This window comes from Microbacterium sp. Leaf436 (assembly GCF_001424715.1).
In the GTDB taxonomy this organism is placed as follows: domain Bacteria; phylum Actinomycetota; class Actinomycetes; order Actinomycetales; family Microbacteriaceae; genus Microbacterium.
Genome location: NZ_LMRB01000005.1, coordinates 127,232 through 140,879 on the forward strand (window position 1 = coordinate 127,232; position 13,648 = coordinate 140,879).

Annotated in this window: 8 protein-coding genes; 6 read left to right on the forward strand and 2 right to left on the reverse strand. The window is 66.4% G+C overall.

Translation table 11 applies throughout. From position 1 onward, the window contains the following. From ASG45_RS15600 to ASG45_RS15625, 6 genes are all read left to right on the forward strand, one after another. Positions 1-1,794 carry a glycoside hydrolase family 3 protein gene (locus tag ASG45_RS15600; protein WP_055839884.1) on the forward strand — a complete coding sequence of 598 codons (1,794 nt, stop codon included), beginning with the start codon at positions 1-3 and terminating at the stop codon, positions 1,792-1,794. Next, complete coding sequence (locus ASG45_RS15605) at positions 1,791-4,802, forward strand: alpha-mannosidase (protein ID WP_055839888.1); 3,012 nt, start codon at positions 1,791-1,793, stop codon at positions 4,800-4,802. Before ASG45_RS15600 ends, ASG45_RS15605 begins: the two co-directional genes overlap by 4 nt. Before the next feature lie 61 nt (positions 4,803-4,863). Further along, positions 4,864-6,060, forward strand: coding sequence for a Gfo/Idh/MocA family protein (locus tag ASG45_RS15610; protein WP_055839890.1), 1,197 nt, complete (start codon positions 4,864-4,866; stop codon positions 6,058-6,060). Beyond that, positions 6,057-7,241 (forward strand): DUF993 family protein, encoded by a 1,185-nt coding sequence (locus tag ASG45_RS15615; protein WP_055839893.1) that lies wholly within the window; start codon positions 6,057-6,059, stop codon positions 7,239-7,241. Before ASG45_RS15610 ends, ASG45_RS15615 begins: the two co-directional genes overlap by 4 nt. Then, a complete protein-coding gene (locus tag ASG45_RS15620; protein ID WP_055839944.1) occupies positions 7,202-8,104 on the forward strand; it encodes a sugar phosphate isomerase/epimerase family protein in 903 nt (300 codons plus the stop codon). Before ASG45_RS15615 ends, ASG45_RS15620 begins: the two co-directional genes overlap by 40 nt. Positions 8,105-8,194: 90 nt before the next feature. Next, complete coding sequence (locus ASG45_RS15625) at positions 8,195-9,349, forward strand: glycerate kinase (protein ID WP_055839896.1); 1,155 nt, start codon at positions 8,195-8,197, stop codon at positions 9,347-9,349. A gap of 124 nt (positions 9,350-9,473) precedes the next feature. Here ASG45_RS15625 and ASG45_RS15630 read toward each other — a convergent pair whose 3' ends face one another. After that, on the reverse strand, positions 9,474-12,341 hold the full coding sequence (locus ASG45_RS15630) for a polysaccharide lyase family 8 super-sandwich domain-containing protein (protein WP_082516654.1): 2,868 nt from the start codon (positions 12,339-12,341) through the stop codon (positions 9,474-9,476). Positions 12,342-12,482: 141 nt separating this feature from the next. After that, positions 12,483-13,427 (reverse strand): ABC transporter substrate-binding protein, encoded by a 945-nt coding sequence (locus tag ASG45_RS15635; RefSeq protein ID WP_055839947.1) that lies wholly within the window; start codon positions 13,425-13,427, stop codon positions 12,483-12,485. Positions 13,428-13,648: the final 221 nt, after the last annotated feature.

Genomic DNA, 13,648 nt, shown 5'->3' on the forward strand with positions numbered 1-13,648 from the left:
GTGACCTCGCACCACCAGAACCCCCGCCTGACGTCGACAGAGCGCGCAGCTGACCTTCTGACTCGACTCTCCCTCGAGGACAAGGTCGGGCTGATGTTCCACACCGTCATCGAGTCCGGGCCGAACGGCACCCTCGTCGAGACCACGGGTGCCCTGAGCAAGTCCCCCACCAGCACCGTCGTACTCGACAAGCGCATGAACCACTTCAATGTGCACGGGCTCGGGACTCCTCGAGAAGCAGCCCGCTGGGCCAATGCGCTGCAGGCACTCGCGGCGCAGACCGAACACGCGATCCCCGTCACCATCAGCACAGACCCTCGGCACGCCTTCACCGAGAACGCCGGAGCCTCCTTCGCCGCACACGGGTTCTCGCAATGGCCTGAACCGCTCGGCCTCGCCGCCCTGGACGACGCCGACATCCTCGAACACGCGCGCATCGCTCGCACGGAGTACCTCGCCGTCGGTATTCGCATGGCTCTCCACCCGCAGGTGGATCTCGCCAGCGAACCCCGGTGGGGCAGGCAGTTCCAGACGTTCGGAGCGGACCCTGAGCGGACCATCCGCGCCCTTCGGGCGTACCTGGAAGGGTTCCAAGGCGCGCATGTCGGCGAGGGTTCCGTGGCGTGCGTCACCAAGCACTTCCCCGGGGCGGGACCGCAGCTGGGTGGGGAGGATGCCCACTTCCCGTACGGCCGCGAGCAGGTGTACCCCGGCGGACAGTTCTCGCTGCACCTCGCCCCGTTCCGCGCAGCCATCGCCGCCGGAACGGCAGGAATCATGCCGTACTACGGCATGCCCGTAGACCTCCAGATCGACGGCGAGCCCATCGAACCCGTCGGTTTCTCCTTCAACCGTCAGATCGTCACACGATTGCTCCGGGAGGTGCTGGGCTTCACCGGGGTCGTCGTGACCGACTGGGAGCTCATCCACGACAACGTTGCGCAGGGGCAGGTCCTCCCCGCGAAGGCCTGGGGTGTGGAACACCTGTCCCCCGCCGAGCGGATGCTGAAGGCCATCGCCGCCGGCTGCGACCAGTTCGGCGGTGAGGAGTGCACGGACCTCCTGCTCGACCTCGTCCACACCGGCCGCGTCGCGGAAGCCCGGATCGATGAGTCGGCGATGCGTCTGCTCGAACTCAAGTTCCGGCTCGGGCTCTTCGACGATCCATACGTCGACGAGGACGAAGCGGCGGAAGTCGTCGGATGCGCCGCGCACAACGAGGCAGGGTTCCGCGCTCAGGCGGCCTCCGTCACCGTCCTCCGCAACGCGCAGGACGACAAGGGGACGCCCCTCCTGCCCGTCCCTCGAGAGCAAGAGCTGCGCGTCTACGTCGAGGGAATGTCGGAGAAGGCCGCCCGTCGTCTGGGTCGCGTCGTACCCCGTCCGGAGGACGCAGATTTCGCGGTCGTCCGACTTCCCGCACCGTACGAGCCTCGTGACGACCTGCTGTTCGAGTCGCTCTTCCACCAGGGTTCGCTGGAATACCGGCCCGGACTCCTGTCGCGGCTGCGGACCGTGGCCGGCAAGACACGACTCATCGTCGACGCCAACCTGGAACGACCCGCCATCCTCACGCCCCTCGTCGACATCGCCGACACGGTCGTCGGCACATACGGGGTCAGCGACGAGGCGCTCGTCGCGGCGCTCACCGGTCAGATCGCGCCACGCGGGCGACTCCCCTTCGAGATCCCACGCTCCCCGGGCGCCATCGAGAACTCCCCCGAAGACGTGCCCAACAGCACCCCAGACCCGCTGTTCGCCGCGGGCTTCCGAGTCGAGGTCGTGCCTCGATGACCGCCCCTGTCTCGGATCGCATCGACCGCTTCGTTCAGGAGACACTCCGCCCCCTCGTCGTGGCAGCGTCGGCGCCCGTCGACATCAGCGCGTGGCGGGTGCCCGGCGAACCCGTGCCCTTCTCCGACATCCTCGACAAACCGTTCCAGCCCTTCACCGTCGGCCAGCGGTGGGGAACCCCGTGGAGCACGCTATGGCTGCACGTCACGGGACTGGTGCCCGCGGCGTGGACGGTCACCCCGCATCACCGCATCGAGCTGATCCTCGACCTCGGGTTCAACGGCGAGTCACCGGGGTTTCAGGCGGAAGCCCTGGCGTTCCGCCCCGACGGCACCATCGTCAAGGGCGTCTCACCGCGCAACGCGTGGGTGCCGGTCGAGCAGGGCACCGTCGATCTGTACCTCGAACTCGCCGCCAACCCGACAATCCCTCCCGAATCGCACTGGCGTTCGACACATCTGGGCGCCTCCGCACTGCCAGAAGGCGCCGAGCTCTACACTCTCCGGCGCCTCGACATCGGGTTAGTGGACACGAGAGCCGAGCGGCTCCTGCTCGACATCGACGTGCTGTGCGGTCTCGCGAACCAGCTCCCCGAGCACTCGCCTCGCCGCGCCCGCATCTGGGCGAGCGTGACCGCCATGCTCGACGGGATCGACCCCGACGACCTTCCCGGCTCTCTCGGGCGCGCGCGGGAGTCGCTGGCCCCCGCTTTGGCGGCGCGGGCCAGCGACAGTGCTCACACGATTCTCGCCACGGGGCACGCTCACATCGACTCCGCGTGGCTGTGGCCGGTACGCGAGACCATCCGCAAGTGCGCTCGCACGTTCTCCAACGTCCTCGAGCTGCTCGAGCGATACCCCGACATGACGTTCGCGTGCTCCTCCGCCCAGCAGCTGGCCTGGATGGAGGAGCACTATCCCGAGATCTTCGCCCGCATCGGCGAGCAGGTCAGGGCGGGCCGTTTCATCCTGGTGGGCGGTCAATGGGTCGAACCCGACACCAACCTGCCGGGCAGCGAGGCAACGGCGCGTCAGCTCATCGTCGGTAAGAGATGGTTCCTCGACAAGTTCGGAGTGGACACGACCGAGGTCTGGCTCCCGGATACGTTCGGCTACTCCGCATCCCTGCCGCAGCTCATCCGGCTCTCCGGGGCTGAGTGGTTCATGACCCAGAAGATCTCGTGGAACCAGACCAACCGGATGCCGCACCACACCTTCTGGTGGGAGGGTATCGATGGGACACGGGTGTTCACGCACTTCCCGCCCATCGAGACCTACAACGCCGAGCTCTCGCCCGCCGAGCTCGCGCACGCTGAGCGCACGTTCACGGATCACGGCACCCAGAGCGTGTCCCTCGCACCGTTCGGGTGGGGCGATGGCGGCGGTGGGCCGACCCGCGAAATGGTGGAAGTCGCGCACCGTCAGCAAGACCTCGAAGGCTCGCCGCGCGTCACACTGGGCTCGCCACGGGATTTCTACGAACTCGCCCGTGGGGAGAGCGCTGTCCTGCCCGTGTGGACAGGGGAGATGTATCTGGAGTTGCACCGTGGCACGCTCACGACCCAGCTCAAGACGAAGCAGGGCAACCGCCGGACCGAGCGACTCCTTCACGAGGCCGAGATGTGGGGGGCGACCGCGGCGTTGTACGGACGGGCAACGTATCCGTTCGCGCTCCTGCAAGAAGCGTGGCAGCAAACGCTCCTCCTGCAGTTCCATGACATCCTGCCGGGCAGCTCCATCGCCTGGGTCCACCGCGAAGCGGAGGCAGCTTACGCGGACCTCGCCATCAAGCTCGAAGACTCGATTCGTGCGAGCTTGGCGGCCCTGACCGGGGAGGGTGAGCGAAAACTCGTAGCGAACTCCGCTCCGCTGACGCTCGGGATGGTATCCGCCGGAGGCGTCGGAGCGACCCCGACGCCTCTGTCCGAGACGCGTCTCACCGCCCGCCCCGAGGGAGGGTGGGTGCTGCAGAACGCACTCACGCGCGTCGTCGTCGATGCGGACGGTGTGATCGTCGGCCTGAGCGGCCCCTCGGGTCGCGAGGCCATACCCCGCGGCGAGAGGGCGGCGGTCCTACGACTACACCCCGACTACCCCGACAAATGGGACGCCTGGGATATCGACCGGCACTATCGGACGCGAGCTGTGGAACTCGACCGCGCGGATACCGTCGAGGCCTCCGTCACGGATGGGGCAGGCCGTGTCTCTGCGTCGCGTCGCGTGGGGAACAGCCTCATCACTCAGATCGTGCGCCTGGATCCGGACTCCCCCAGCGTCGAGGTGGAGCTGAGGGTCGACTGGCGTGAGAGGCATCGGCTTCTGCGCATGTACGTGCCCCTGGAGATTCACGCCGATGCGACGCGAGCGGAGATCCAGTTCGGACACGTCACTCGCTCGACGCACGCCAACACCTCGTGGGACGAAGCACGCTTCGAAGTCGTCGCTCAGCGCTGGATCCACGTGGCGGAAGCGGAGTATGCCGTGGCCATCGCGAACGACTCCACGTACGGCCACTCCGTTGAGCGCGGGATATCCGCGGAAGGTGCAGTGGTCACGACCGTGGGACTGTCCGTTCTGCGCGCGCCGACCTTCCCCGACCCGGATGCCGATCAGGGCCACCACGAGATGCGTTTCCGCATTCGTCCGGAGGCGACGCTGACCGACGCCGCCGAAGAAGGTCACCAGCTCGACCGGGCGCTGCGCAGCATCCGGGGCAGCGACGATGTTCCTCCGCTGGTCACCTCGTCCAACGCAGCGGTACGTGTCAACACCGTCAAGCTCGCCGAAGATGCTTCGGAAGACCTCATCGTCCGCGTGTACGAGTCGTCGGGCGGTCGACAGACGACGACCCTCGCGTTCGCAGTGGCGTTCGCCTCCATCGAGGAGGTCGACCTCATCGAACGTCCGATCGACGATGCCAGGTGCTTCTCAGACACCGCGTCCCTCGAGCTGACGCTTCGCCCCTTCCAAATCCTGACCCTGCGCTGCCGTCGTGCTGATTCGCACTGACGGCAAGACCGACTCCTCCCCACTTCGTCCGGCGACACCCCGGCCCTCAGAGAGGCAACGAATGAATCTCCACTCCCCCGCCGAGACCCGCACACGCGAGATCGGCATCATCATGAACGGCGCCACCGGGCGGATGGGATATCGCCAGCATCTCGTCCGGTCGATTCTCGCGATTCGCGATGCCGGCGGCATCGAGCTCGCCGACGGATCCCGCGTGACCGTCAAGCCGCTTCTCGTGGGTCGCAGCATCTCCACGCTCGCGGAGCTTGCCGCGCAGCATGACATCGAGGATTACACGACCGACCTCGACGCAGCTCTCGCGGACCCCCGGTGGGAGATCTACGCCGATTTCCTCGTCACGAAGGCGCGGTCGACGGCCCTGCGCAAAGCCATCGCGGCGGGCAAGACCATCTATACCGAGAAGCCCACCGCGGAGAGCCTTGAAGAAGCGCTGGAACTCGCCCGGCTCGCTGACGAAGCCGGGGTCAAAACGGGAGTGGTACACGACAAGCTCTACCTCCCCGGTCTGCAGAAACTGAAGCGGCTGATCGACTCCGGCTTCTTCGGACGCATCCTGTCCGTTCGTGGCGAGTTCGGCTACTGGGTCTTCGAAGGCGACTGGCAACCCGCGCAGCGTCCCAGCTGGAATTACCGGGCCGAGGACGGCGGCGGAATCATCGTCGACATGTTCCCCCACTGGAACTACGTGCTGGAGAACCTGTTCGGTGAGGTTCAGAGCGTCTATGCCGAAGCGGCTGTTCACGTGAAAGACCGCTGGGACGAAGCCGGTGAGCATTACGACGCGACCGCCGAAGACGCGGCCTACGGCATCTTCGAACTCGAAGGCGGGGTCGTCGCGCAGATCAACTCGTCCTGGACGGTGCGCGTGAACCGGGACGAGCTCGTCGAGTTCCAGGTCGACGGGACGCATGGTTCGGCTGTCGTCGGGCTTTTCGGCGCCAAGATCCAGCCGCGCAACGCCACCCCCAAACCCGTGTGGAACCCCGACCTCGAAGACGCGCACGACTATGACGGCGACTGGCAGCGGGTGCCCACGAACGAGGTGTTCATCAACGGGTTCCGCCAGCAGTGGGAGGACTTCCTCGTCTCCTACGTCGTCGGGACTCCCTACCCGTTCGACCTTCTCGCCGGCGCGCGGGGGGTGCAGCTCGCTGAGGCGGGTCTGCGCTCCAGCCGCGAAGGGCGCAAAGTCGCCCTTCAGCCGCTGACCGTCCACGCGCAGGAGAGCGACGCGTGACCGGACTGTCCCTCCTCTCGATCGGCGGCGTTACGACCACGGTCGATCTCGCACCGTCCCCGCCGTGGACGAAACCCCCGCAGCCGCTCAGCAGTCGGGTCGCGTACGCCGCCGCGCACGTGGTTCCGGTCACCTGGGCGGCCAACACTCCGGGCAGTCCCGCGCAGATCGACTGGGACGCGACGTTGCAGTTCCGCCGCGCGACCTATTCGTGGGGGCTCGGGGTCGCCGATGCCATGGACACGGCACAGCGAAACATGGGCTTGGACACCGCTGCGACGCGGGAACTCATCGCCCGTTCCGCGGAGGTCGCCCGCGAGGAAGACGGCGCACTCGTCGTCGGAGTCAATACGGACGATCTCGAATCGACTACCGCGTCACTGTCCGAGATCGTGGATGCGTACACCGGGCAACTCCATTACGCGGAAGATCACGGCGCGGGCGCCGTCTTCATGGCATCCCGGCATCTTGCGCGTACCGCGCAGAACGCTGACGACTACCGCAGCGTTTATCGCGGCGTGTTGCGGAGCGCGTCGAAGCCCGTCGTCCTCCACTGGCTCGGCGAGGCATTCGACCCCGAACTGGCGGGCTACTTCGGAGCCTCCGACTGGAGAACCGCGGCAGCGACGCTGCTCAGCATCATCGACGAGAACGAAGACAGGGTCTCCGGAGTGAAGATGAGCCTGCTCGACGCCGGCGCGGAGATGTGGGTTCGTGAACGCCTCCCCCGCACCGTGCGGATGTTCACGGGAGACGACTTCAACTACGTCGAGCTCATCGCCTCCCAGGACGCGGCAGGTTCAGGGGAACGCCCCCGATCCCATTCCGACGCGCTGCTCGGGGCTTTCGCGGCGTTCGCGCCGGCCGCATCCGCCGGCATTCAAGCGCTGGATGCGGGAGATGAAGACGCGTTTCGTCGGATACTCGAACCGACGGTGGCCCTCAGCCGGCAGATCTTCTCTGCGCCCACGTATTTCTATAAGACGGGCGTCGCCTTCCTGGCCTGGCTGAATGGGCACCAGCCGTCGTTTCAGATGGTCGGCGGTCTTCATGCCGCGCGGAGCCTGCCGCACCTGTCGAAGATCGTCGAGCTGGCCAACGAGGCGAACGTCCTCGAGTGTCCCGAGCTTGCCGCCTCACGATGGCACGCCATGTTGCGCCTGAACGGAGTGGAGTCGTGAGGGTTCACCCGCGCTTGTCCATCAATCAGGCAACTGTGAAACATGCTGACCTCGCCACGGCTCTCACCACATCCGCTGCGGCCGGCTACGAGGCGATCGGACTCTGGCGTGAGCCCGTCGCCGAGGTCGGTTTCGACACGGCGTGCGCGATGCTGGCGGACTCCGGCATGCGCTTCACGACGTATTGTCGTGCGGGATTCTTCGGGCAGCCGGACGAAGCACGACGTCTCGCCAACAGCGACGACAACCGCCGCGCCATCGATGAAACGGCGGCCTTGGCGGCCGCGGGGGCGGAGGGCTCAACGCCGACCCTCGTCGTCGTCGCGGGCGGGCTCCCCGAGGGGTCCCGGGACATCGCCGGCGCGAGAGAACGCGCTCGCGATGCCATCGGTGCGCTCGTCCCGCACGCACGAAGCGCGGGCGTCACTCTCGCGCTGGAACCTCTGCATCCCATGTACGCGACGGACCGTTGCGTCATCTCGACCCTGGCTCAAGCGCTGGATCTCGCCGCAGCTTTCGAACCCGCCGAAGTGGCCGTCACGGTCGACACGTTCCATATCTTCTGGGATCCCGCGGTCCTGAACTCCATCGATCGCGCCGGACGCGAAGGCCGCATCGCCACGTACCAAGTGTGCGACTGGAAGACTCCCCTCCCCCACGACGTCCTGCTCAGCCGTCACTACCCCGGTGAGGGCGTCATCGACTTCGCGTCACTCACCACCGCCGTCGAAGCGACCGGCTACAACCGCGACATCGAAGTGGAGATCTTCAACGCCGAGGTGTGGGCGGACGACACCTCGGCGGTCCTGCACACCACCGCGCGTTCGTTCGAGCGGTTCGTGTCACCGCACCTGCAGAGCTAGGGCGCGGGCGATGAATCCGCGATCGCCCACTCCGGGCCTCACGCCGTCCGGTCCGTGGGGACTCGTCCCGCTGCAGGTGTGGGTGCGTCCGTGAAAGTCGTCTTCGCGCTCGACAGCTTCAAAGGATCCATCGCCGCAGAAGACGCGGTTCACGCCGTCGCCGACGGGTGGCGGCGCGTGGCGCCGCGCCTTCGCGCCGTGTCCCGACCGATGGCGGACGGTGGCGAGGGCACGTTGCGAGCCTTCCTCGCCGCAGAATCCGAGGCGGCGGAGCACTTCGTCGACGTAGACGGCCCACGGGGCCCCGTTCACGCGTCGTGGGGAGAGCTCCCCGGCCGAGTCGGTGTGGTCGAACTCGCCAGTTCGAGTGGAATCGAGCTCTACGCGGAGGCCCTGCGGCCCTGGGATGCCGACACCTCTGGCTTCGGGCACGTGATCCGCGCTGCCCTCGACCACGGGATGGAAACGCTCATCGCGGGGATCGGGTCTTCCGCGTCCACCGACGCGGGGACCGGGCTCTTGCGCGCGCTCGGTGCCCGCTTCTTGGATGGCGAAGGCGAGCCTGTGCCGCCGGGCGCCCGCGGGCTGCGGGATGTGGTGACGGTGGACGTTTCACACCTCAGGGCGGTTCCGCGGGGCGGGATCATCGTCCTGTCTGATGTGACGAACCCGCTCACGGGCAGCGAAGGCGCGGCTCGTGTCTTCGGAGCGCAGAAGGGATTCACCGGAGACGAGTGTCGGAGGGTGGACGAAGCGCTCGGACAGTTCGCGCCGCTGCTGACAGGCGCACTGTCGAGGGCCCACCCGGAGGCATCGGGATCCGGCGCCGCCGGTGGCGCAGGTTTCGCGTTGTCAGGATGGGGAGGACAACTGCGGTCCGGCGCGCACGCGGTCGCCGAGCTGTCGGGATTGCGCGAAGCCATCGCCGACGCCGCCTTCGTCATCACCGGGGAAGGCGCCTTCGACGGCCAATCCGCTCACGGCAAGGTCCCGGGATACGTGCAGAGCCTGGCCCAGGAGCTGGGCGTACCCGTGGGGCTCATCGCCGGCCGCATCTCCCCAGGTGCAGACACCTCCGGCTTCACCGAGGTGGTTTCGCTGACCGACATCGCCGGGTCCGGGAGCGCAGCCCGGCTCGAGCCTGCTCGTTGGCTCCGCCACGCAGGCGGGGCACTGGCGCGCCGGGCCTGTACGGCGCTGGAACTCAGCCATGGGGACGTGGGCCCCGGGCGCGTACGTCCCTGACGCGCCGAACACGCCACCAGTAGTCGTCGCGTCGGAATCGCCGTCTCTCCCCTTTCGAGCTACGGCCCGTCAGCAGCCGCTGCGGGAGCGACACTGACGGGCCTAGCTCGAGGCGGGTCGGGGGCTAGCTTCCCGCGGTGGGGGTGAGTTTCAGATAATCCAACATCAGCTTGTACCCCGCGGCGCTGCTGTTCTTGCCGGTGGTCGTCAGGCGAATGAGGTAGCTGCCGGGTGCGGGGAACGCGTACGACCCCGAGGTCAGGTCCTTTTGCCCGGCGGTGGTGCTCCAGAAGAAGTCCTGGGGGCTTCCGACGTTGTTCCCGCCGACGGACAGCTGATAGATACCGTTTCCGCTGGACTTGAAGGCCCGCGACGTGATGTCGTACGTGCCTGCTTGCGGCACATCGACGCTGAACTCGATGTAGTCGCCGACGGCGTTGTTGTTGACTCCCAGTTTCTTCCCGCCGCTCGCGTTCGCGTCGTTGTACAGCGTGACGGAATCAGTGAGTGCGTTGACGGGCAGCGTTTCGGCTTCGTAGACGTTCGGCAGCGCAATCGGTGCGGGATTGGGTTGCTGAGCACCGCCGAGCGAGAACTTGACGTGGAAGTCCTTCCCACCGGCGCCGTTCACATTCACCTTCACCTTCACGGTCGGCGTGTACTGGAGGACGGTGACCTCCGGATCCTTCGAGATGAGTCCTGTCGCGGGGCCGTCCAGCGTGAGGTAGACCTGTCCGGTGTTCTTCTGGGTCGGATCGGCCACCGACAGCTCGACGCTGTCGGTGGTCTTGCTCACCATGACCGACGCCTTCTTGTCGGTGGTCACACCGGCAGCGGACGTCGGCTCGTCCTTCCAGAAATTGATCCCCGTGACGTTCAGCGAGTTTTCTCGTACCGCCTGCACGGATGCGGAGTTCTCGAGGATGCTGATGTGGGGGGCTGCAGCGTAACTGCTCACTTGAGCGCTCGTCTTGTTGGGCAGAAGAACGTACGAGTACCCCGCGTTGCTCGGGTTGGTCCCCTGGTCCAGCGCAAGCGAGAGGTAGTTCCGGTTGATGGCGGTGGTATTCGCCCATTCCGAGGAGGAGTTGAGCTGCTTCCAGTTTCCTGTTCGCTGCTCGCGCAGACCATTCACGGTCGCCCCACCCGGGAAGTAGTAGCCGATGTCCGAGCCGGCGACGCTTCCCGAGAGGTGAACAGTATTCACCCCAGACGCCGTCTCCGCCCATCCCAGCGCCGACGATGTGGCTGCGCCGTTGACCGTCAGCGCGTTATCACCCGCGGCGTTCAGCTTGCGATTCTCCACGATGGTCTCGGTCCCGATGCCGTCGGTGCTCGTGATCCCCGCACCCAGCGCGACGATCTCGTCGTCGAACATGAACCACGACTTCTTGCCCTCCAAGGTGCGGCCCACGGGATGCAGCTCCATGCCGGTGACGCCGTACTGACCCAGAATGCTGGCACCACCGACCCAGGATTTGTCCGTCCGACTGTTGGCGGGCTGAGTCGTGTTCTTCAGAACGGTGGTACCCGGGAGTCGGTAGCTGTCGACGGTGGGCCAGAAGTCATCGTTGAATTGGCTCAGGTCGTTGTTGTACAGGTAGGTCATGCCGTCGCCGGTGTGCCACCCTTTCGCGTTCTCCGAGTTGATGGACTCGTATCCGCCGATCCGGCTCGAGGCCATGCTGATGCCGAACCCGAAGCCCGGTCGGAGGTGAACCGTGCGGTCGATACCCGTGAACTGACGGCTGGCCACGAGCTCAGCGCGAGCCGGAACGGTGCTATCGCCCAAGATGTCTTTCGCGGACACGATGAGGTCGACCGGCACCTGGGAGAGGAACGTCTTATCCGCATCCACGCTCAGCCACGCTTTGATCATGCTCTTGAACGCGGTGGAGTCTGCCGGCGGCGCGACGTCGGCGAGCCGCGTGATGGACGCGAGTACGGACACCGCCGCATCGTCGTCCTGCGTCCCGAAACGGCTCGCTTCACGGCCTCGAACCATATCCATCAGGTTGCCCTTGTAGATGAACGGTTCGTACGCGTTGTAGACCCACTGGATCACGTTGGCGCTGTTCGGGTCCGTGACGTCCCAGGTGGAATCCTCGAGCAGGTACATCAGGTCGGCGATGCCGGAGAGGAGGGACGCTCCGTATCCGCCGTTGTAGGCGTAGAAGTTGTGCTGAACGAAGGATCCGTCCGCGTAGAACCCGTCGCCCGTCGTGACGTAGGGGAAGAGCGCGCTCAGCCCGTCACGACCGGCCGCGACCCGTGCGGCATCCTGAGCATTGATACCCGAGATCGCGATGACCTGGCTCTCCCACAGTCGGTTTGCGCCGGTCATCGCGACCGTCGGCTGGGCGTAGGAAACAGCGGCCATGTAGCCGGAAACCTGAGTGCTGGTGAGATCGCTGTATACGAGGGCGACGATGTCGTTCAGCGCGAGCGGCGCTCCGATCTGCCAGTGCCACCAGTTCTGATACATGGTGGCGCCGTTGTAGTAGACCTTGGTGTTCATCCAGTCCAGGGCGCCGATGAGGTCGGCCTTGAGCTGAGTGTTCCCCTGCAGGCTCGAACCTGCCGTGGAGTAAGCGAGGGCCATGTCGCGCAGGTGCTGGTACGTCCGCGTGACGCTGGCTGAGTCGTTCCCGAACGGTGAGTCGTCCCACAGCCGGTTCCGGTCGGAGTTCTTCTTCATCGAGTCCCAGTACTGCTGACCGGTTGCGGTGATGCGTGTGATACGCGCCGCGATGTCCGCGTCCGATGCATCGAACGTGGAACCGCCCGCCAACATGACGGCGTACTTCTGCCGCAGGGTGTCGAACTCACTGGCGGTTGTCGTACTGCTCAGCGCACTGCTGAAGGCGGCCGCGGGTGGAGCTGCTGGAGCGGCTGCGCGTGCATCCGACGGCTGTAGCACGAGGGCTCCTGTGATCATTGCGAGCGCGACGGTAGAAGTGGTCGCACGCGTGAACGAAGTACCGAACATCATTGTCCTTTTCGTAATTGTTCGTTTATGGGGTGACTGCGCCGGTCTTACGGAACGCGGCGCCAGCGCAGCTCGATGTCGCTCGGACGAGCGGCCGCCACGACAAGGGGCGGCCAGTGCTCTGCGCACTGACCGCCCGGGGTGTCAGCAGGTGGACTTGTAGACCGCGTCCTTGCCGTCGCTGTCGATGTTGTCCTTCGTCAGGATCGTGAAGCCGGTCTGGATCTTCTCCTCCGTCGCCTCACCCTTGAGCGCGGCGATGGCCTGCTTCACACCGTCGGAGCCGATGGTGGCGGGCTCCTGCGCGACGAGCGCCTGCACCGTGCCGGCCTGGAGGGCCTTCACCTGGGCGGGGCCGGCATCGAAGCCGACGATGGTGACCGCGCCCTGCTTACCGGCCTGCTGCACACCGGTGGCGGACCCCTCGGCGGCGAACAGGTTCGCGGCGAAGATGCCGACGATGTCGGGGTCCTTCTGCAGCGCGGCGGTCACGATCTCGGCAGCCGTGGAGGGCTCGTTGTGCGAGTACTGCACACCCACCGACTCGAAGGTCGAATCCTTCTTCACGGCGTCTTCGAAGCCGGTGGCGCGGGCGTCGGTCGTGGAGACACCGGGGTCGGTCGACACGACGAGCACCTTGCCGCCGCCCGGGTTCGCATCCTTGATGGCGTCGAAGGCCGCAGCGCCGCCGCCCTCGTTGTCGCTCGATACCTGCGAGACCGCGCCGGAGGGGTCCTCCAGCGTCGTGTCGACCAGGACGACCTTGATCCCCGCGGCTTCGGCGGCGGCAATGGGTGCCTGCATGGCGGACACGTCGGTGGGGGCGATGAGCAGCGCGTCGGGCTGGGAGGCGACGACGGCGTCGACGATGGGCTTCTGCAGGGTGGGGTCGAACTTCTCGGGACCCTGGGTGGTGACCGTAGCGCCCTCGGCCTCGGCCTCGGCCTGGATGCCGCACTGCATCGAGATGTAGAACTCATCCCCCGAGACGCCCGGAACGAATGCGATCTTGTACCCGTCCGCGCCCGCCGACGCGCCTCCGGAGGCCGCGCCGCCGGCGCAGCCGGTGAACGTGAGCGTTGCTGCCATACCGAGGACCGTCAGTGCGGTCGCCTTGTTGTTCCACTTCATTGTGATGTGCCGTTCTCCTGGTTGGATTCTTGGTGGGGTACCGGGGAAAAGGGGTCGGATGCCGGGCCTCAGCTGCGGCGTCCTCCGCTGACGAACTTTCGCCAGAGGCTTTGGGTGTTGCCGCGGGTGGCGGCGGTGCGGCGTACCTGGTCGACGTAGACGGCGGTGATCAGCACCGC